This is a genomic window from Agrococcus jejuensis (assembly GCF_900099705.1).
Lineage (GTDB): Bacteria > Actinomycetota > Actinomycetes > Actinomycetales > Microbacteriaceae > Agrococcus > Agrococcus jejuensis.
The window spans coordinates 2,550,707-2,569,350 of the sequence record NZ_LT629695.1; the positions used below are offsets into that span (position 1 = coordinate 2,550,707).

Consider the following 18,644-nt stretch of genomic DNA (forward strand, 5'->3'; position numbering starts at 1 on the left):
GAGAGGCCGAGGGCGCACGCGTAGGCCAGGGTTGACCCGAGGCTGCCACCGATCGCTCCAATGGATGGCTCGAGGAGTCGCCACGTTTGAGACGACGCCGCCGCTCAGCCGAGCAGCGGGCGCATCGCCTCCTTGAGGGCCTCGACGCGCTGCTCGGCGGCGTGGATGCGCTCGTGCGGCGAGCCGTGCGTCGACACCGCATCGACGTAGACCTTGACCTTGGGCTCGGTGCCCGACGGGCGGATCATGACGCGGGCACCGTCGGCGAGCGTGAGGCGCAGGATGTCGCCGACCTCGCCGTGCTCGGGCGCCGCCAGGTCGTCGGCGGCGACGACGTCGCTGCCCGCGAGCTGCGCGGGCGGCGCATCCTTGAGCCCCTGCACGATCGCGGGGATGCGGCTGCGGTCGCTCACGCGCAGGCTCACCTGGCCGCTCGCGAAGCCGCCGAACTCGGCGGCGAGGGCGATGAGCTCGTCGGCGAGCGACGAGCCGCGCGCGTGCAGGTCGTTCGCGAGCGTCAGCACGCGCAGCAGCGACGAGATGCCGTCCTTGTCGCGCACGGTGCCGGGGTTCACGAGGTAGCCGAGCGCCTCCTCGTAGCCGTAGACGAGGCCGGGCACGCGCGAGATCCACTTGAAGCCCGTCGCGGTCGTCGAGAAGTCGAGGCCGTGCGCCTCGGCGATGACCTGCAGGCCCGGCGACGAGACGATGGATGCGGCGAGCGCGCCCTGCCCGTGCGCCGAGCGGGCCGCGTCCCAGCCGAGCAGCAGCCCGACCTCGTTGCCGGTGAGCTGGCGCCAGCCGCCCTCGCGGTCGGGGTCGGGGATCGCGACCGAGAGGCGGTCGGCGTCGGGGTCGTTGACGAGCACGAGGTCGGCGCCCGCGGCGTCGGCGGCCGCGTACGCGAGGTCCATCGCGCCCGGCTCCTCGGGGTTCGGGAAGGCGACGGTGGGGAAGCGACCGTCGGGCTCGGCCTGCTCGGGCACCTCGACCACGGCGGGGAAGCCCGCGGCCGCCACGACGGCGCGCACGGTGGCGCTGCCGACGCCGTGCATCGCCGAGTAGACGACCGTCGGTGGCTCGGCGGCGGGCGTGCCCGCGATGGCTGCGGTCGCGCGCACGTACGCCTGCTCGACCTCGTCGCCCGCCATCGCGAAGTCCGCGCGCGGCAGGTCGTCGAACGACGTGGATGCCGCGACGTCGGCGATGCGGTCGGCGATCGCTGCGTCGACGGGCGGCACGATCTGGCTGCCGTCGTCGTCGCCGCCGAGGTACACCTTGTAGCCGTTGTCGCGCGGCGGGTTGTGGCTCGCGGTGACCATGACGCCGGCGCTCGCGCCGAGGTGGCGCACGGCGAAGGCGAGCACGGGTGTGGGCAGCGCGCGCGGCAGCAGCGTGGCGGCGACGCCTGCGCCGGCCATGATGGCGGCGACGTCGCGCGCGAACACGTCGGAGTTCGTGCGGCCGTCGAAGCCGACGACGATCGTCGGGGCGTCCTCGCGCTCGGCGAGGAAGCGGGCGAAGCCCGCGGTCGCCTGGCCCACGAGCACGCGGTTCATGCGGTTCGGGCCGGCGCCGAGCTCGCCGCGCAGCCCGGCGGTGCCGAACTGCAGGCGCGCGCCGAACGCATCCGCGATCGCCGCCTGCGCATCCGCGTCGCCGGCCTCGGCCTGCGCGATGCGCTGCTCGAGCTCGGCACGCGTGACGGGGTCGGGGTCCTGCGCGAGCCAGGCGCGCGCCGCGTCGAGCGTCACGCGCGGCCGATCGCTGCGACGACGTCGGCGAGCAGGCGCGAGATCACGGGCTCGGCGGTGCGGCCGGCCTCGATGACCTCCTCGTGGCTCAGCGGCGTCTGCTGGATGCCGGCGGCGAGGTTCGTGACGAGCGAGAAGCCCAGCACCTCCATGCCGGCCTCGCGGGCCGCGATCGCCTCGAGCGCCGTCGACATGCCCACGATGTGGCCGCCGATCGCCTTCGCCATCTGCACCTCGGCGGGCGTCTCGTAGTGCGGGCCGCGGAACTGGCAGTACACGCCCTCGTCGAGCGACGCGTCGACCGAGCGGGCGACGTCGCGCAGGCGCGACGAGTACAGGTCGGTGAGGTCGACGAACGTCGCGCCCTCGAGCGGCGAGTCGGCCGTGAGGTTGATGTGGTCGGAGATGAGCACGGGCTGGCCGGGCGTCCACGTCTCGCGGATGCCGCCCGCGCCGTTCGTGAGCACCATGATCGACGCACCGGTCTGCGCGGCGGTGCGCACCGAGTGCACGACGCGGCGCACGCCGTGGCCCTCGTAGTAGTGCGTGCGTGCGCCGATGACGAGGGCGCGGCGGCCGTCGGCGAGCAGCACCGAGCGGATCGTGCCCGAGTGGCCCTCGAGGGCGGGCTTCGAGAAGCCCGTCACCTCGGTCGGGTCGATCGTGTGCGTCGTCTCGCCGACGAGGTCGGCGGCCTTCGCCCATCCCGAGCCCAGGGTGAGGGCGATGTCGTGGCGGTCGACGCCCGTGATGCGGCGGATGTCGTCGGCTGCTGCGCGGGCGACCTGGATCGGGTCGGCTCCCGCGGCGTCGAGGGGGTGCTGGGTCATGCAGCCACGATAGGCGATCCGCGCGGGTGGAATCCCGTGCCGCAGCACGCCGCGCGAGCGCGGGCCGGATGCTGCGAGGATGGGGGCGTGAGCGTGTTCGAGCGGCAGCAGCGGGTGGTCATCGTCGGTGGCGGACCCGGCGGGTACGAGGCGGCCCTCGCGGGTGCGCAGCAGGGCGCCGACGTCACGCTCATCGAGCGCGTCGGCGTGGGCGGCTCGGCCGTGCTCACCGACGTCGTGCCATCGAAGTCGCTCATCGCGACCGCCGAGTCGGCCGCCGCCATCCGCGACGCGTCGAGCCTCGGCGTGCAGTTCTTCGCCCGCGGCGAGACGGGGCGCCCGTCGAAGCCCGAGGTCGCCGTCAACCTGCGCGCCGTCAACCGTCGCCTGCTGGCGCTCGCGGCGCAGCAGTCGCTCGACATGGCCGCCGACCTCGAGCGCGCAGGCGTGCACATCGTGCAGGGCGAGGGGCGTCTCGTGTCGCCGACGCGCGTGTCGGTGTCGACGGGCCGCAAGGGCGCCGACTTCGACGAGGTCGAGGCCGACACCATCGTCATCTCCGTGGGCGCGAGCCCGCGCATGCTGCCGTCGGCGATGCCCGACGGCGAGCGCATCCTCACGTGGACGCAGCTGTACGGGCTCGAGGACGTGCCCGAGCACCTCATCGTCGTGGGCTCGGGCGTCACGGGCGCGGAGTTCGCCAGCGCCTACTCGAACATGGGCTCGAAGGTCACGCTCGTGTCGAGCCGCGACCAGGTGCTGCCCGGCGAGGACGCGGATGCCGCGGCCGTGATCGAGGACGTGTTCACGCGCCAGGGCATGACGCTGCTCGCGAAGTCGCGGGCCGACAAGGTCGAGCGCTCCGACGACGGGGTCGTCGTCACGCTCTCCGACGGCCGCACCGTCGAGGGCTCGCACTGCCTCATGGCCGTCGGCTCCATCCCGAACACCGCCGGGATCGGGCTGCAGGAGGCGGGCGTGCAGCTCACCGAGTCGGGCCACATCCTCGTGAACCGCGTCGCGCGCACGAACCTGCCGAGCGTCTACGCCGTCGGCGACTGCTCGAACGCGCTGCCGCTCGCGTCGGTCGCATCGATGCAGGGCCGCACGGCCATGTTCCACGCGCTCGGCGACGCCGTGCACCCCATCTCGATGCGCACGGTCGCGTCGAACATCTTCACGCAGCCCGAGATCGCGACCGTCGGCTGGACGGCGAAGGAGATCGAGGACGGCATCGCGCAGGGCGAGATCCACGAGGTGCACCTGTCGACGAACCCGCGCGCGAAGATGATGGGCATCCAGGACGGCTTCGTGAAGCTCTTCGCCCGTACGGGCTCCGGCACCGTCATCGGCGGCGTCGTCGTGGCGCCGAAGGCCTCGGAGCTCATCTACCCGATCGCGATGGCCGCCGAGCACCGCCTCACGGTCGACATGGTCGCGCGCGTCTTCCCCGTCTACCCGTCGCTCACGGGCTCCATCGCCGACGCCGCGCGCGCGATGCACCGCGTCGCCGACTGACCCCGCGGCGCCCGCACGTCAGACGACGTCGAGCGCCTCGTGCGCGCCATCGGGCAGCTCGACGACGATCGCATCGTCGGGCCGCACGACGCCGCCGGCGACGACGATCGCCATGACGCCCGTCTTGCGCACGACCGCGCCGTCGGCATCCGTGTGCACGACCTCCTTCAGCAGGCCGGGCTCGAACCGCTCGATCTGCACGCACGGGTTGCGCAGCCCCGTGACCTCGACGACGGCCTCGTCGCCGAGCCGCAGCCGCGTGCCGCGCGGCAGGTCGAGCAGCACGATGCCCTCGGTCGTCACGTTCTCGCCGAGGTCGCCGGGCGCGACGTCGGCCGTGAGCTCGTCGAAGAGCTCGCGGTGGATGAGGTGCACCTGCCGCAGGTTGGGCGTGGTCGGGTCGCGGCGCATGCGCGACACGTGCTGCACCGTGGCGCCCGCGTGCGCGTCGCCCTCGACGCCGTGGCCGGCGACGAGGGTGATCGACGCGCGCGGCGGCTTCGAGAAGCGGTGCCGATCGTCGCGGCTGACGGAGACGACGCGTGCGGAGGTCATGGTCCGAGTCTGCCGCGCGCGCTGCGCCCTACGCCACAGGCGCGGGCGCCGTCGGCAGCTCGACCGTGACGCGCAGGCCGCCGTCGGGCCTCGCGCGCAGCAGCAGCACGCCGTCGTGCGCCTCGACGATGCTGCGCACGATCGCGAGGCCGAGCCCCACGCCGGGGCGATCGCGGTCGTGGGTGCGCCCGGCGCCGCGGCGGAACGGCTCGGCGAGCGTCACGGCCTCCTCGGGGGCGATGCGCGCGCCCGTGCTCTCGACCGCGAGCCACGCGACGCCGCCGCGCTCGCCCGTCTCGACGTGGATGCGCCCGCTGGCGTCGAGGTTGTGCACGATCGCGTTGTCGACGAGGTTCGTCGCGAGCTGGTGCAGCAGCGCCGGGGCGCCCACGACGACCGCGGCCGCCGTCGACGCCTCCACGGCGATGCCGCGCGCCTCGGCCCGCGGCAGCAGCGTCTCGACGGCATCCTCGGCCGCGAGCGACAGGTCGACGCGCTCGCGAGCGAACGCCCGACCGTCGGCGCGGGCGAGCAGCAGCAGCGACTCCGTGAGGTCGATCGCTCGCGCGTTGACGGCGTGCAGCCGCGTCAGCAGGGCAGGCACGTCGTCGGGCGGCGTCGCCCGCGCCACGTCGAGCAGCGCCTGCATCGTCGCGAGCGGCGTGCGCAGCTCGTGCGACGCGTTCGCCGCGAACCGCTGCTGCTCGGCGACGTGCGCCTCGAGCCGATCGAGCATGCCGTCGAACGCGTCGGCGAGGTCGCGCAGCTCGTCGCGACGACCCGGCAGGCGGATGCGGTGGGCGAGCGAGCCCTGCGTCACGAGCCGCGCGGCGTCGCCGATGCGGTCGAGCGGGGCGAGCATGCGGCCGGCGAGCAGCCACCCGCCGACGACGCCCACGACGAGCAGCACGCCCATCGCCAGCGCAGCGGCAGGCGTGAACGCGCGCGCGAGGTCGCCGCGGTTGGGGATGAAGCCGTTCGCCGAGTCGATCGGCCCCGCGGGCACGTAGCGCAGCAGGAAGACGTAGACGACGGCGAGCAGCAGCGCGCCCGCCACCACGACGACCGCCGCGTAGCTGAGGGCGAGCCGCAGGCGCACGCTCACGCCCTCACGCCTGGGGGTCGGCATCCGCTGCTCCCGCCTGCGCCTCGGTCGGCTCGTCGTGCTCGTCGTCGTCGCTCGCGATGCGGTAGCCGACGCCAGGCACCGTGCGCACGATCCACGGCTCGCCGAGCCGCTTGCGCAGCGTCGACACCGTGATGCGCACCGCGTTCGTGAAGGGGTCGGCGTGCTCGTCCCATGCGCGCTCGAGCAGCGTCTCGGCGCTCACGACGCCCCCGGCCGCATCCACGAGCACCTCGAGCACCGCGAACTGCTTGCGCGTGAGCGCGACGTAGCGGCCGTCGCGGTGCACCTCGCGGCGGAACGGGTCGAGGCGCAGCCCCGCGATCTCCCGCACGGGCGGCCGCGGCCGCGCACGCCGGCGGTCGAGGGCGCGCAGCCGCAGCACGAGCTCGCGCATCGCGAACGGCTTCGTGACGTAGTCGTCGGCGCCGACCTCGAACCCCGACGCCTTGTCGTCGAGCCGATCGGCGGCCGTGAGCATGAGGATGGGCGTGCCCGAGCCGTCCGCGACGATGCTGCGGGCGATCTCGTCGCCCGCGACGCCGGGCACGTCGCGGTCGAGCACCGCCGCGTCGTACGTCGTGAGGGCGAGCAGCTCGAGCGCGCTGTCGCCGTCGAGCGCGACGTCGGCGGCGATGGCCTCGAGCCGCAGGCCGTCGCGAATGGCCTCCGCCAGCAGCGGCTCGTCCTCGACCACCAGCACGCGCACGCCTCCGATCGTACGGAGCGCCGCGTATCGCGGGCGTATCGAGAATCGCAGACGCTCTCGCAACGCCGCCCCCGCTTGCCTGGCAGGCATGACCACCGCCGCTGCACCCCCGCACCGCCGCCGTCGCGCGCTCGTCGCCGTCGGCCTCGTCGCCGCCGCGCTCGCGACCATCGCCGTGCCCACCGCGCTCGAGCGAGCGCTCGATGCGCTCGCGTCGGGCGGCTCGGTCGTCGAGCTCTCGCGCGTGCTGCCGATCGGCGACGCCGCCGAGCCGGGCGTCGACGACGGGCTGCTGCCCGACGGACCCGTGTCGCCGTACGCCGACGTGCCCGCCATCACGGGCCTCGCACCCGACCTGCTCGCGGCGCTGCGCGCCGCATCCGACGCCGCGGCCGCCGACGGCGTCGAGGTCGTCGTCAACTCGGGCTGGCGCTCGGCCGCGCTGCAGCAGGCGATGCTCGACGAGGCCATCGTCACCTACGGCTCGGCCGAGGAGGCCGCGCGCTGGGTGTCGACCCCCGACGAGTCGGCGCACGTCACGGGCGACGCCGTCGACGTCGGCGGCTGGGACGGCGCCGACTGGATGGGGCGTCACGGATGGGCGTGGGGCCTCTGCCAGACGTACGCGAACGAGTCGTGGCACTTCGAGCTGCGGCCGGAGGCCGTCGACGGCGCGTGCCCGCCCATGGCGTCGGACCCGACCGCGGCGCACTGAGCGAGCGCGCCGCCGGCCGGGCGCGACACGCCCGGGATGCGCATCCCGCGCCAGCGTGTCGAATCCTGCGCGCCCCATCCGTCTCCCAGGTGTGGCACCGTGCCACCAGGAGACGAGGAGAGTCACCATGACGACGTACGCGTACTTCATCCACGAGTCCGACTGGGACAGCGACGCCTACATGCCCGCCGATGGCAGCAAGGCCGACGGGCTCAGCGAGGACTTCGGCGAGTTCGGTGCGTTCGAGGAGCGCGTGCGCGAGCTCGGCGGCACGATCGTGGGCGGCCAGGCGCTGCAGAACGCGCGCTACGGCGGCCGCGTGACGCCCGGCGGCGAGGGGCGTCGCGAGGAGGACGCCGTCTTCACCGACGGTGCGAACCCCGAGCTCACCGAGGTCGTCAGCGGCTTCTACCTCATCGACGTCGACGACGAGGACGTCGCGCGTCGCATCGCTGCCTACGTGCCCACGGGTGGGCACATCGAGTGGCGCCGCGTCTTCCCGATGGAGTGACGCGGGCCCGCGGCGTCGGTCAGTCGGCGCGGCCGGTGAGCGCGGCGCCCACGACGGCGACGAGGCCCACCATCGCGACCGTGACGAGGCCGCACGCCACGAGGATGACCGCCGTGAACGGGTCGGCGGGCGAGACGGTGGCGTCGAGGTGCGAGGCTTCGGCGACGAGGTGCATGCGCCCAGCCTACCCGCGCCGCGCAGGCGAGCCTGGGACGATGCGGGCGTGACGAGCGCCCGCATCGACTCCGCTGCGTTCCAGGACGCATGGCCGCAGGTCGTGCGCGCCCTCGCGGCCGCGACCGGGTCGATCGACGAGGGCGAGGAGCTCGCCGCCGAGGCGTTCGCGCGCGCGTCCGCGCTGGCCGAGGCGCCCGCATCCCTCGTCGGCTGGTGCATCGCCGTGGGGCGGCGCGCCGCGATCGACGCCGCTCGGCGCCGCGCCACCGAGCGCGGCGCGCTGCCGGCGCTGCACGACGAGTCGACGGGAGGTGCGCGCATGTCGGCGATCGACGACCGCGTCGCGCTGCTCGTCGTCGCGTGCGACGAGCTGCTGGCGCCCGCGTCGCGCATGGTGCTCGCGATGCGGCTCGTGCTCGGCATCGACGTCGACGCCATCGCCGCGCACCTCGGGCTCGAGCGCGGCGCTGCCGCCGCCCGGCTCACGCGAGCGAAGCGGCAGCTCGCGTCGCAGCGCGGGGCCTTCGCGGTGCCGACGGGGGACGAGCGAGCGCGCCGCATGCCCGTGGTGCTCGACTGCGTGCACGGTCTCGTCGCGATCGGGCAGCGGCTCGCGATCGACCCCGACGACGCGCTCGGCGACCTCGTCGGGCACGCCGAGTCGCTCGCCGAGGCGCTCGTGCGCGAACGACCGCGCGACGCCGAGGCCCGCGCCGTGCTCGCCATCGCGCGCCTCGCCCTCGCGCGGCGGCCCGGCCGCGTCGTCGACGGCGTCGCCGTGCCGCCCGAGGAGGTGGATCGCCGCAGGTGGGATGCGCGCAGGCTCGGCCTGGGCGTCGACGACGCGCTCGCCGCCGCGGGGCTCGCGGGCGACGACCCCGGCCGCTTCGCGCTCGAGGCCCGGATCGCCGCGCTGCACTCCGCGGCGCCGACCGCGTGGGATGTGCCGTGGGCGCTCGTCGCCCGCCTGCACGGCGCCGTCGAGGCGCGCTGGCCCGCGCGGTCGGCGACCCTCTCCCGCCTCGTCGCGGAGGCGTACGCGCTGCTCGTCGAGGCGGGGCTGCCGACCGCGCCCGGCGGTCGGCTGCCGTCCGCGCCCGACGGGCTCGAGCGCATCCTCGCCGACGTCGCCGCCCTCGACGACGGCGCTCGCGCCACGCGCCGCGACGTCGCGCTCGTCGCCGCGGACCTCGCGTGGCGCACCTCGGCGCCCGACGCCGTCGACCGCTACCGCGCGCTCGCGGCGCTGCTCGCCGACGACGCCATCGCATCCGACCCGATCCGAGCCTTCTGCGAGCGACGCGCCCACGGGTGAGAGAGATTCACGCGCGCCCGTCGATAGCGTCGAGGCAGGGGGACGCGCATGGGGTTCGGATCGACGCCGGCGCTCACGGCGATCGCGGTCGCGGTGGGGGTCACGGTGCTCGTCTGGGTGCCCGCATCCATCCTGCTGCTGCGTCGGCGGGGACGGCTCGACTGGCGCACGGCGTCGCTGTCGATCGGCGCGCTCGCCTACGCGTGCGCCGTGATCGTCGCGACGCTCTTCCCCACGGGCGCGTGCTATCTGCCCTTCACGGCGCAGCTCGTGCCGGGTGCATCGGTGCTCGACGTGCTCGAGCAGGGCGGCATCGCGCTGTCGAACCCCGCGCTGCGGCAGATGCTGCTCACGGTGCTGCTGTTCGTGCCGCTCGGCATGCTCGTGCGGCGCCGCGGCCGGCCGGGCATCGTCGCGACCGTCGCGATCGGCCTCGGCGTCGCGGCGCTCGTCGAGGTGACGCAGCTCACCGGCACGTTCGGCCTCGCCGCCTGCCAGTACCGGCTGTTCGACGTCGACGACGTGCTGCTCGGTGGCGTGGGCGCGCTCGTCGGCGGCCTCGCGGCGCCGCTCGTGCGGCGGCTGCCCGGGCAGTCCGACGCGCGACTCCACGCGCTGCCGCAGCCGCTCACGGCGCGGCGCCGGCTCGGCGCGATGGCGATCGACGTCGGCGTCTCGATCGGCATCGGCGGCGCCGTCATGGTGCTGGGGATCGGCGGCGTCGGCCTCGTGGTGCTGCTGACGTCGGGCTCGGAGCGCGAGGCGCCCGTCGCGCTCGTCAACGCGATCGGTGTCGTGGTCGGCGCATCCGGGGCCCTCGCCGCCGCGATCGTGCACCTGCTCGTCGTGCTGCGCACGGGTCGCACCGTCGGCGAGCTCGCCGGCTCGCTCGATGCGCGCCGCGAGACGGGGGAGCCCGCCGGCATCGGCCGCCGCGCCGCCCGCTGGGCGCTCGGCATCGGCGGCTGGACCCTCCTGTCGGCGTTCGCCTTCGACCCGGTGACGCAGTCACTCGCCGTCCTCTGGGCGGCGGCGGCGATCGTGCTGGCCTTCCGCTCCCGCGCCCACTCGGGCCTCCCCCTCCGCCTCACGCGCCAGCTCGCGAGGGACGCGCGCGACCCCCGCTGACCCCTCCCGTCTGCTGGCCGCTTGCGTTTTGCAGGCGATCAGGGGTGGCAGAGGGGTATCTTCCCTCTGCCCATGCTGATCGCCTGCAAAACGCAATGGAGTCGCGGTTCCACAGGTCGGTGAGGTCGTGAGTCGTCCACAGCTGCGCCCAGGGCGACGGCTGACCGTGGTCGGTCCGAGGCATCCTCCGCGACATGGAAGTGGAGCAGGCGCTCGAGTCGTTGGGCGGCATCGCGAGCCTCGAGCAGATGCGTGCCCGAGGGATCGGCCGTGCCGAGATCCTCGAGGCGCGGCGCAGGGCGACGGTGTTCAAGGTGCGGCGCGGATGGTGCGCCCTCCGCACCGCGGATGCGCAGCTCGTCGCGGCCGTGCGCATCCGTGGCCAGGCGACGTGCATCACCGCGACCCGCGCGCTCGGGCTCTGGACCTTCGACGATGGTCGGTTGCACGTCGCGGTGCCGGGCAACGGATCTCGACTGAACCCTCGCGTCGAGGGCGCACCGCCCGCGCATCTCGACGCATCCGTGCTCGTGCACTGGCGTGCGCGTACCGCCGCGCCGACGATGGCGCGTCAGCCCCTGCGCGAGGTGGTGCAGCACGTCGTCGAATGCCAACCGCCGGAGCTCGCGCTCGCGGTGCTCGACTCGGCAGTGCATGAGGGCAGGTGCTCGCTCGACTGGCTCCGGCGCACCCTCGATGGCACGGCTCGGGGGCGGATGCTCGCCGCCGAGGTCGATCCCGGCGCGGGTGCTGGTGGCGAGAGCATCGTGCGGTGGCGCCTGCGCCAGGAGGGCATCCGGGTGCGGACGCAGGTCTGGATCGACGGGCTGGGCCCGCGGGACTTCGTCGTCGGAGACCGTCTGGTCGTCGAGATCGACGGCCGCGAGCATCACGCGCTCGTCGAAGGCTTCGCGCGCGACCGATGGCTCGACAGGGAGCTGCAGCTGCGGGGCTACGACGTCCTGCGCTTCACGTACGCGGAGGTGCTGCACGACTGGCCGCGCGTGCTCGCCGACATCCGACGCATGGTCAGCGTCGACCGCCATCGCACGCGCGCCGGCCGCTGACCGACGGCGATGGGGTTTGCGTTCTGCAGGCGATCAGGGGTGGCAGAGGGGTATCTTCCCTCTGCCCATGCTGATCGCCTGCAAAACGTAGAACCGTCAGGGTCAGGCGGCGTCGGCGTCGGCGATCACCAGCAGGCGGTGGCCGCTCGAGATCGTCGTGCCGATGGGGGCGTCGAGGCCCGTCACGACGCCGTCGCGCGGCGCCTGGATCGGCTGCTCCATCTTCATGGCCTCGAGCACGACGAGCAGGTCGCCGGCGACGACGTGCTGGCCCTCCTCGACGGCGACCTTCACGACCGTGGCCTGCATGGGGGATGCGATGGTGCCGCCGGTCGCGCCGCCGGCGGCCGCGATGCGCGTGCGGCGCGGGGCAGGGCCCTTGGTGGCGACGGTCTCGGGGAAGAGGCGGGCGGGCATCGACACGGCGATGCGCTTGCCGTCGGCCTCGACGACGACCTCGCGGCGCGCCTCGGGGCCGCCGAGCTCGCCGGCCTCGCCACCCCAGCGCGGGATGTCGTTGACGAACTCCGACTCGATCCACGACGTGTAGATCGAGAACGGCTCGCCGTCGGCGGGCGCGAAGGCCGGGTCGTCGACGACGACGCGGTGGAAGGGCAGCACGGTCGGCAGACCCTCGACGCGGAACTCCGCGAGTGCGCGGCGCGAGCGCTCGAGCGCCTCCTCGCGCGTCGCGCCGGTCACGATGAGCTTCGCGAGCAGCGAGTCGAACTGGCCGCCGATGACGTCGCCCGAGACGACGCCGGAGTCGACGCGCACGCCGGGGCCGGTGGCGGGCACGAACTGGTGCACGGGGCCGGGCGCGGGGATGAAGCCGGCGCCGGCATCCTCGCCGTTGATGCGGAACTCGAACGAGTGGCCCTGCACGACGGGGTCCGGGTAGTCGAGCACGCCGCCTGCGGCGAGGCGGAACTGCTCGCGCACGAGGTCGATGCCCGTGACCTCCTCGGACACGGGGTGCTCGACCTGGAGGCGCGTGTTGACCTCGAGGAACGAGATGGTGCCGTCGCGGCCGACGAGGAACTCGCACGTGCCGGCGCCGACGTAGCCGACCTCCTTGAGGATGGCCTTCGACGACTCGTAGAGGCGCGCGACCTGGTCGTCGGTGAGGAAGGGCGCGGGCGCCTCCTCGACGAGCTTCTGGTGGCGGCGCTGCAGCGAGCAGTCGCGCGTCGACACGACGACGACGTTGCCGTGCGCGTCGGCGAGGCACTGCGTCTCGACGTGGCGGGGGCGGTCGAGGTACTTCTCGACGAAGCACTCGCCGCGGCCGAACGCCGCGATGGCCTCGCGCGTCGCGGAGTCGAAGAGCTCGGGGATCTCCTCGCGCGTGCGGGCGACCTTGAGTCCGCGGCCGCCGCCGCCGAACGCCGCCTTGATGGCGACGGGCAGGCCCACCTCGTCGGCGAACGCGACGACCTCGTCCGCGGTCTCGACGGGGTTGAGCGTGCCGGGGGCGAGGGGAGCGCCGACCTTCTCGGCGATGTGGCGGGCCGAGACCTTGTCGCCGAGCTGCTCGATGGCGTCGGGGCTCGGGCCGATCCAGGTGATGCCGGCGTCGATGACGGCCCGGGCGAAGTCGGCGTTCTCGGCGAGGAAGCCGTAGCCGGGGTGCACGGCGTCGGCGCCGGAGCGGCGGGCGACCGAGAGGATCTTCTCGATCACGAGGTACGACTCGGCGCTCGTCGACCCGTGCAGCGAGTAGGCCTCGTCGGCGAGCTGCACGTGCTGCGCGTCGCGGTCGGGCTCTGCGTAGACGGCGACGCTGCCGATCCCCGCATCCCGGGCTGCTCGGACGACTCGGACGGCGATCTCGCCACGATTGGCGACGAGGACCTTCGTGATGGGGGGCATGAAGATCGAGCCTACGCGAGCGCGGATGCGTGCTCTCGGCGGACACCGACAACGCGCGGGGCGGATCCGTTGCCGATCTCCACAGGCGCGGCGGATGGTGAGGACCACCTGCGTTGCGGAGTGAGTGCTCACTCAGTAGCATCGAGCACCGTGGCCCCACCGACTCGCATGACGCTCGAGGACCGCCAGGTGCAGATCCTCGACGCCATCGTCCCCGTCGTGCTCGAGCACGGCGCGGCGATCACCTCCCGCCAGCTCGCCGACGCCGCAGGCGTCGCCGAGGGCACCCTGTTCCGCTCGTTCGGCGACAAGGACTCGCTGCTGCGCGCCCTGTTCGACCGCACGGCCGAGGTCGCCTACGACCTCGCCGACCTCGAGGATCTCGCCGATGCGACCCTCGAGACCACCGTCAGCGCGATCGCCGGCGTGCTCACCGTGCGCTTCTCGGCCATCTTCCAGATGGCGATCGCGCTCGGCCCCATCCTGCTCGCCGAGGGCAAGCGCGACGACCCCCGCTTCGACGAGCTGCGCGACCGCATCGCCGCGCTGCTCGCCGAGCACGCCGACGAGCTCGCCGTCGCCCCTCCCGTCGCGGCCGACGCGCTGCGCACGCTGACGTTCGCCGCCGCGACGGGCTGGGGCGACCGCAGCGCCATGGACATGTCAGACGTCACCGGCATCCTCTTGCACGGGATCGCCCGCACCGACACCCGGAAGGAGAGCCGCGCATGAAGCTGTGGAGGCTCATCACCGCCGCGATCCGCACCTCGTGGCTCGCATTCATCCTCGTCGTCGTCTTCCAGATGACGCAGGCCCTGCTGTCGCTCATGCTGCCCACGATCAACGCGGACATCATCGACGAGGGCGTGCTGCAGGGCGACACCGACACCATCTGGAGGCTCGGCGGCGAGATGCTGCTCATGAGCCTCGGGCAGGTGATCGCGAACGCGCTCGCGATCCTGTTCGGCGCCCGCCTCGCGATGACGGCCGGCCGCGACCTGCGCGCCCGCATCTTCGCGCGCGTCTCGTCGTTCTCCGAGCGCGACGTGCAGCGCTTCGGCCCCGCGTCGCTCATCACGCGCAACACCAACGACGTGCAGCAGGTGCAGATGCTCGTGCTCATGGGCTGCACCATGCTCATGTCGGCGCCGATGCTCGCGATCGGCGGCGTCGTCATGGCGATCCGCGCCGACGCCGAGCTCTCGCGCCTCATCTGGATCATCGTGCCGCTCATGGTGCTCGTCATGGGCGTGATCGTGTCGCGCCTCGTGCCGATCTTCGTGCTGCTGCAGGACCGCATCGACCGCATCAACCAGGTCATGCGTGAGCAGCTCACGGGCATCCGCGTCGTGCGCGCCTTCGTGCAGGAGCGGCGCGAGCGCGCCCGCTTCCAGCAGGCGAACGACGGCGTGACGGATGCGATGCTGCGCACGGGCAACCTGTTCGTGCTCACGTTCCCGCTCGTCATGCTCATCGTGAACGCGTCGAGCGTCGCGGTGATCTGGTTCGGCGCCCAGCTCGTCGACGACGGCACGCTCGAGGTCGGCACGATGATGGCGTTCCTGCAGTACCTCATGCAGATCCTGTTCGGCGTCATGATGGCGACGTTCCTCACGATGATGATCCCGAGGGCCGCCGTCGGCGCCCGCCGCATCACCGAGGTGCTCGAGGCCGAGCCGACCGTCGCGACGTCGACGACGGCGCGACCCGACCAGCCCGAGCCCGGCCGCATCGTCTTCGACGACGTCACCTTCACGTACCCGGGCGCCGAGACGCCCGTGCTGCAGGGGGTGTCGTTCACGGCGGAGCCCGGCGAGACCGTCGCGATCATCGGCTCGACCGGTGCAGGCAAGACGACGATCGTCAACCTCGTGCCGCGCCTGTTCGACGTGTCGAGCGGCACGGTGACGGTGGGCGGCGTGGATGTGCGCGACGCCGACGAGCAGGCGCTGTGGGCGTCGATCGGCCTCGTGCCGCAGAAGCCGTACCTCTTCTCGGGCACGATCGCGTCGAACCTCCGCTACGGCAAGGAGGACGCGACCGACGACGAGCTGTGGGCGGCGCTCGAGACGGCGCAGGCCGCCGACTTCGTGCGCGCGAAGGACAAGGGGCTCGAGAGCCCCATCGCGCAGGGCGGCACGAACGTGTCCGGTGGCCAGCGCCAGCGGCTCGCGATCGCGCGTGCGCTCGTGAAGCGTCCGCCGATCCTCGTCTTCGACGACTCGTTCAGCGCCCTCGACCTCGGCACCGACGCCCGCCTGCGCGCGGCGCTCGAGACCGACGTCGTCGGCACGACGCGCCTCGTCGTCGCCCAGCGCGTCTCGACGATCGTCGAGGCCGACCGCATCGTCGTGCTCGACGACGGCAGGGTCGTGGGCCTCGGCACCCACGACGAGCTGCTCGCATCCAACGACACGTACCGCGAGATCGTCGACTCGCAGATGGCCGTGGAGGTCTGACGATGGCACGCAAGCAGAGGGAGCCCGTGGTGGAGCGGGAGCTCACCGAGGAGGAGCGCCTCGAGGCCGAGATGGCCGAGGCCGCGCGTCGCGGCGCCGACGACTGGGAGGCCCCTCCCGGCAAGGCGAAGGCGCTGCTGCCCACGCTCAAGCGACTGCTCGGGATGCTCGCGCCGTTCAAGGTGCTGCTCGCGATCGTGTTCGTGGTCGGCACGGCTGGCATCGTGCTCAACGTCATCGCCCCGCGCGTGCTCGCCGAGGCGACGAACCTCATCGTGCAGGGCCTCGTGCAGACGGCGCTCGGCGCGCAGGGCGTGCCCGCGGGCACGTCGCAGGCCGACGTCGTCGAGCTGCTGCGCCAGGGCGGGCAGGACGACTTCGCGAACATCATCCAGGCGATGGACGGCTTCACGGTCGGCGCCGGCATCGACTTCGCGGCGCTGAGCCAGGTGCTCATGCTCGTGCTGGCGCTGTACGTCGTCGCGAGCCTGTTCCAGTGGGTGCAGGGCTACTTCGTGAACCGCGTCGTGCAGCGCACGGTCGCGAGCCTGCGCGCCGCGGTCGAGGACAAGGTGCACCGTCTGCCGCTGAAGTACTACGACTCGATGCAGCGCGGCGAGCTGCTGTCGCGCGTCACGAACGACCTCGACAACGTGGGCCAGTCGATGAGCCAGACGCTGTCGCAGATCGTGACGGGCGTGCTGACGATCGTCGGCGTGCTCGTGATGATGCTCACGATCAACGTGTGGCTCGCGCTCATCGCGCTCATCTCCGTGCCGCTCACGGGCATCATCCTCGGTCTCGTCATGGGCAGGGCGCAGGGCCTGTTCGCCGAGCAGTGGAAGCGCACGGGCCGCCTCAACGGCCTCGTCGAGGAGTCGTTCACGGGCCACGCGCTCGTGAAGGTCTTCGGCAAGGAGCGCGTCGTGCGCGAGCAGTTCCAGGAGGAGAACGAGGCCGTGTTCCAGGCGTCGTTCAAGGCCCAGTTCCTCTCGGGCCTCGTCTTCCCGCTCATGACGTTCGTCGGCAACGTCGGCTACGTGCTCGTGGCCGTCGCCGGTGGCCTGTTCGTGGCCAACGGCTCGATCCGCGTCGGCGACGTGCAGGCGTTCATCCAGTACTCGCAGCAGTTCTCGCAGAACCTCGGCCAGCTGGGCCAGACGTTCACGATGGTGCAGTCGGGTGCCGCGAGCGCCGAGCGCGTCTTCGAGCTGCTCGACGCCGACGAGGAGGAGTCCGACGCCGACGGCGGCACGATCGAGGCGACGAGCGGTGCCGTGGCGTTCGAGCACGTCGCGTTCGCCTACGACCCGGCGCAGCCGCTCATCACCGACCTGTCGCTGACGGTCGCACCCGGGCAGACGGTCGCGATCGTCGGCCCGACCGGTGCGGGCAAGACGACGCTCGTGAACCTGCTCATGCGGTTCTACGAGATCGACGGCGGCCGCATCACGCTCGACGGCGTCGACACCCGCACGCTCACGCGCGACGCGCTGCGCGAGCAGACGGGCATGGTGCTGCAGGACACGTGGCTCTTCGGCGGCACGATCCGCGACAACATCGCCTACGGCAACCCGGATGCGACCGAGGAGCAGATCCACGAGGCGGCGCGGGCGACGTTCGTCGACCGCTTCGTGCAGTCGCTGCCCGACGGCTACGACACCGTCCTCGACGAGGAGGCCTCGAACCTCTCGGCAGGCGAGAAGCAGCTCGTGACCATCGCGCGCGCCTTCCTGGCGCAGCCGTCGGTGCTCATCCTCGACGAGGCCACGTCGAGCGTCGACACCCGCACCGAGCTGCTGCTGCAGCAGGCGATGGCGGCGCTGCGGCAGGACCGCACGTCGTTCGTCATCGCGCACCGCCTGTCGACGATCCGCGACGCCGACCTCATCCTCGTGATGGAGCACGGCGACATCGTCGAGCAGGGCTCGCACGTCGAGCTGCTCGAGCGGCACGGCGCGTACCGCAGGCTGTACGACGCGCAGTTCCAGCAGGCGGCGGTCGACCTCGACCTCGAGGATGCGATCGACGGGCACACGCCCACGGGGTCGGTGGCCACGCAGCCGCAGACCTGATCCGCCCACGAACGCCGACGGCGGCTCGACCATCGAGGTCGAGCCGCCGTCGGCGTTCGCGGCTCGTGGTCAGCCGCGGCGCACGTCGTCGGCGATGCGGCCCTCGGCCACGCGCACGCGGCGGTCGGCGCGCTCGGCGAGCGCCCGGTCGTGCGTCACGAGCACGAGCGTGACGTCGTGCTCGGCGCGCAGGCGCTCGAGCAGGCCGATGATCTCGTCGCGCGTCGACTCGTCGAGGGCGCCGGTCGGCTCGTCGGCGAGCAGCACGCTGGGTCGCTTCACGATGGCGCGGGCGATGGCGACGCGCTGCTGCTGGCCGCCCGAGAGCTCGGTGGGCAGGTGATCGGCGCGGTCGCCGAGGCCGACCTGCTCGAGCGTCGCCCGCGCCCGCTCCGCACGCTCGGCGGCGGGGACGCCGAGCGGCACGAGCGCCGTCTCGACGTTCTCCTGCGCCGTGAGCGTGGGGATGAGGTTGGCAGCCTGGAACACGAAGCCGATGCGCTCGGCGCGCGCCTTGGCGAGGCGTGCGCCGTTCGCGCCCGACAGCGCGAGCTCGCCGAGCCGCACGGTGCCCGACGTGGGGGCGTCGAGCCCGCCGAGCAGCAGCATGAGCGTGGACTTGCCGCCGCCCGTCGGTCCCTGGATGGCGACGTACTCGCCGGCGTCGATCTGCAGGTCGATGCCGCGCAGCGCCTGCACGTCGTGGCGCTTGGCGCCCGTCGCACGGTAGGTGCGGGTGAGGCCTGCGAGGGCGTAGCCGGCGGCGCGGCGGGCGTCGCTCGCGGTGGTGATGATGGGCGTGGAGCCGGTGAGGGTCATGGCGTCCTCCTGGA

At 73.2% G+C, this 18,644-nt stretch carries 17 protein-coding genes; 9 read left to right on the forward strand and 8 right to left on the reverse strand.

Annotation, left to right across the window (positions count from 1 at the left end; genetic code table 11):
• Nucleotides 1–104: 104 nt before the first annotated feature.
• Nucleotides 105–1,754, reverse strand: a complete 1,650-nt coding sequence (locus BLQ67_RS12010; protein WP_092505372.1) for a phospho-sugar mutase — start codon at nt 1,752–1,754, stop codon at nt 105–107.
• Nucleotides 1,751–2,584 (reverse strand): purine-nucleoside phosphorylase, encoded by an 834-nt coding sequence (locus BLQ67_RS12015; protein ID WP_092505374.1) that lies wholly within the window; start codon nt 2,582–2,584, stop codon nt 1,751–1,753. Before BLQ67_RS12015 ends, BLQ67_RS12010 begins: the two co-directional genes overlap by 4 nt.
• A gap of 87 nt (nt 2,585–2,671) precedes the next feature.
• On the opposite strand from BLQ67_RS12015, the gene BLQ67_RS12020 reads away from it, so the two are divergent.
• Nucleotides 2,672–4,102, forward strand: a complete 1,431-nt coding sequence (locus BLQ67_RS12020) for an NAD(P)H-quinone dehydrogenase (RefSeq protein ID WP_092505376.1) — start codon at nt 2,672–2,674, stop codon at nt 4,100–4,102.
• A gap of 18 nt (nt 4,103–4,120) precedes the next feature.
• Here the strand turns inward: BLQ67_RS12020 and BLQ67_RS12025 are convergent, their stop codons facing one another.
• The 3 genes from BLQ67_RS12025 to BLQ67_RS12035 are packed head-to-tail and all read right to left on the reverse strand — an operon-like array spanning nt 4,121 to nt 6,492.
• Nucleotides 4,121–4,657, reverse strand: a complete 537-nt coding sequence (locus BLQ67_RS12025; protein ID WP_092505378.1) for an MOSC domain-containing protein — start codon at nt 4,655–4,657, stop codon at nt 4,121–4,123.
• Nucleotides 4,658–4,685: 28 nt separating this feature from the next.
• Nucleotides 4,686–5,762: a sensor histidine kinase gene (locus BLQ67_RS12030; protein WP_269457083.1), complete on the reverse strand. Its 1,077-nt coding sequence runs from the start codon at nt 5,760–5,762 to the stop codon at nt 4,686–4,688.
• Between the two features lie 4 nt (nt 5,763–5,766).
• Nucleotides 5,767–6,492, reverse strand: a complete 726-nt coding sequence (locus BLQ67_RS12035; RefSeq protein ID WP_092505382.1) for a response regulator transcription factor — start codon at nt 6,490–6,492, stop codon at nt 5,767–5,769.
• Nucleotides 6,493–6,580: 88 nt separating this feature from the next.
• On the opposite strand from BLQ67_RS12035, the gene BLQ67_RS12040 reads away from it, so the two are divergent.
• Both BLQ67_RS12040 and BLQ67_RS12045 read left to right on the forward strand, forming a co-directional pair.
• The gene (locus tag BLQ67_RS12040; protein ID WP_092505384.1) at nt 6,581–7,207 is read left to right on the forward strand and encodes a M15 family metallopeptidase; all 627 of its coding nucleotides are present in this window, start codon (nt 6,581–6,583) and stop codon (nt 7,205–7,207) included.
• 127 nt (nt 7,208–7,334) lie between these two features.
• Nucleotides 7,335–7,718 carry a YciI family protein gene (locus tag BLQ67_RS12045; protein WP_092505386.1) on the forward strand — a complete coding sequence of 128 codons (384 nt, stop codon included), beginning with the start codon at nt 7,335–7,337 and terminating at the stop codon, nt 7,716–7,718.
• Nucleotides 7,719–7,737: 19 nt separating this feature from the next.
• Here BLQ67_RS12045 and BLQ67_RS16470 read toward each other — a convergent pair whose 3' ends face one another.
• The gene (locus BLQ67_RS16470; RefSeq protein WP_157674827.1) at nt 7,738–7,893 is read right to left on the reverse strand and encodes a hypothetical protein; all 156 of its coding nucleotides are present in this window, start codon (nt 7,891–7,893) and stop codon (nt 7,738–7,740) included.
• Between the two features lie 48 nt (nt 7,894–7,941).
• Here BLQ67_RS16470 and BLQ67_RS12050 point away from each other — a divergent pair, with 48 nt between their 5' ends.
• From BLQ67_RS12050 to BLQ67_RS12060, 3 genes are all read left to right on the forward strand, one after another.
• Complete coding sequence (locus tag BLQ67_RS12050) at nt 7,942–9,210, forward strand: DUF6596 domain-containing protein (RefSeq protein ID WP_231945042.1); 1,269 nt, start codon at nt 7,942–7,944, stop codon at nt 9,208–9,210.
• Between the two features lie 48 nt (nt 9,211–9,258).
• A complete protein-coding gene (locus tag BLQ67_RS12055; protein ID WP_092505388.1) occupies nt 9,259–10,338 on the forward strand; it encodes a VanZ family protein in 1,080 nt (359 codons plus the stop codon).
• Between the two features lie 194 nt (nt 10,339–10,532).
• Nucleotides 10,533–11,405, forward strand: coding sequence for an endonuclease domain-containing protein (locus BLQ67_RS12060; RefSeq protein ID WP_092505390.1), 873 nt, complete (start codon nt 10,533–10,535; stop codon nt 11,403–11,405).
• Nucleotides 11,406–11,507: 102 nt separating this feature from the next.
• On the opposite strand, the gene BLQ67_RS12065 is transcribed toward BLQ67_RS12060, so the two are convergent.
• On the reverse strand, nt 11,508–13,277 hold the full coding sequence (locus BLQ67_RS12065) for an acetyl/propionyl/methylcrotonyl-CoA carboxylase subunit alpha (RefSeq protein ID WP_092505392.1): 1,770 nt from the start codon (nt 13,275–13,277) through the stop codon (nt 11,508–11,510).
• A 150-nt stretch (nt 13,278–13,427) separates the two neighbouring features.
• Between BLQ67_RS12065 and BLQ67_RS12070 the strand changes: the two genes are divergently transcribed.
• Genes BLQ67_RS12070 through BLQ67_RS12080 form a run of 3 tightly spaced genes read left to right on the forward strand, consistent with a single transcriptional unit; the run spans nt 13,428 to nt 17,811 of the window.
• Complete coding sequence (locus BLQ67_RS12070) at nt 13,428–14,009, forward strand: TetR/AcrR family transcriptional regulator (RefSeq protein ID WP_157674828.1); 582 nt, start codon at nt 13,428–13,430, stop codon at nt 14,007–14,009.
• A complete protein-coding gene (locus tag BLQ67_RS12075; protein WP_092505396.1) occupies nt 14,006–15,736 on the forward strand; it encodes an ABC transporter ATP-binding protein in 1,731 nt (576 codons plus the stop codon). Before BLQ67_RS12070 ends, BLQ67_RS12075 begins: the two co-directional genes overlap by 4 nt.
• A gap of 2 nt (nt 15,737–15,738) precedes the next feature.
• A complete protein-coding gene (locus tag BLQ67_RS12080; RefSeq protein WP_092505397.1) occupies nt 15,739–17,811 on the forward strand; it encodes an ABC transporter ATP-binding protein in 2,073 nt (690 codons plus the stop codon).
• Nucleotides 17,812–17,880: 69 nt separating this feature from the next.
• Here BLQ67_RS12080 and BLQ67_RS12085 read toward each other — a convergent pair whose 3' ends face one another.
• Entirely contained in the window at nt 17,881–18,630 is a 750-nt protein-coding gene (locus BLQ67_RS12085; RefSeq protein WP_092505399.1) for an ABC transporter ATP-binding protein, read from the reverse strand.
• Nucleotides 18,631–18,644 lie beyond the last annotated feature (14 nt).

Excerpts from the sequence above, each read along its gene's own strand:
- BLQ67_RS12065 (WP_092505392.1), bottom strand. The coding sequence starts at position 13,277 with ATGCCCCCCATCACGAAGGTCCTCGTCGCCAATCGTGGCGAGATCGCC.
- BLQ67_RS12055 (WP_092505388.1), top strand. The coding sequence starts at position 9,259 with ATGGGGTTCGGATCGACGCCGGCGCTCACGGCGATCGCGGTCGCGGTG.
- BLQ67_RS16470 (WP_157674827.1), bottom strand. The coding sequence starts at position 7,893 with ATGCACCTCGTCGCCGAAGCCTCGCACCTCGACGCCACCGTCTCGCCC.
- BLQ67_RS12045 (WP_092505386.1), top strand. The coding sequence starts at position 7,335 with ATGACGACGTACGCGTACTTCATCCACGAGTCCGACTGGGACAGCGAC.
- BLQ67_RS12025 (WP_092505378.1), bottom strand. The coding sequence starts at position 4,657 with ATGACCTCCGCACGCGTCGTCTCCGTCAGCCGCGACGATCGGCACCGC.
- BLQ67_RS12015 (WP_092505374.1), bottom strand. The coding sequence starts at position 2,584 with ATGACCCAGCACCCCCTCGACGCCGCGGGAGCCGACCCGATCCAGGTC.
- BLQ67_RS12060 (WP_092505390.1), top strand. The coding sequence starts at position 10,533 with ATGGAAGTGGAGCAGGCGCTCGAGTCGTTGGGCGGCATCGCGAGCCTC.
- BLQ67_RS12040 (WP_092505384.1), top strand. The coding sequence starts at position 6,581 with ATGACCACCGCCGCTGCACCCCCGCACCGCCGCCGTCGCGCGCTCGTC.
- BLQ67_RS12080 (WP_092505397.1), top strand. The coding sequence starts at position 15,739 with ATGGCACGCAAGCAGAGGGAGCCCGTGGTGGAGCGGGAGCTCACCGAG.
- BLQ67_RS12085 (WP_092505399.1), bottom strand. The coding sequence starts at position 18,630 with ATGACCCTCACCGGCTCCACGCCCATCATCACCACCGCGAGCGACGCC.
- BLQ67_RS12075 (WP_092505396.1), top strand. The coding sequence starts at position 14,006 with ATGAAGCTGTGGAGGCTCATCACCGCCGCGATCCGCACCTCGTGGCTC.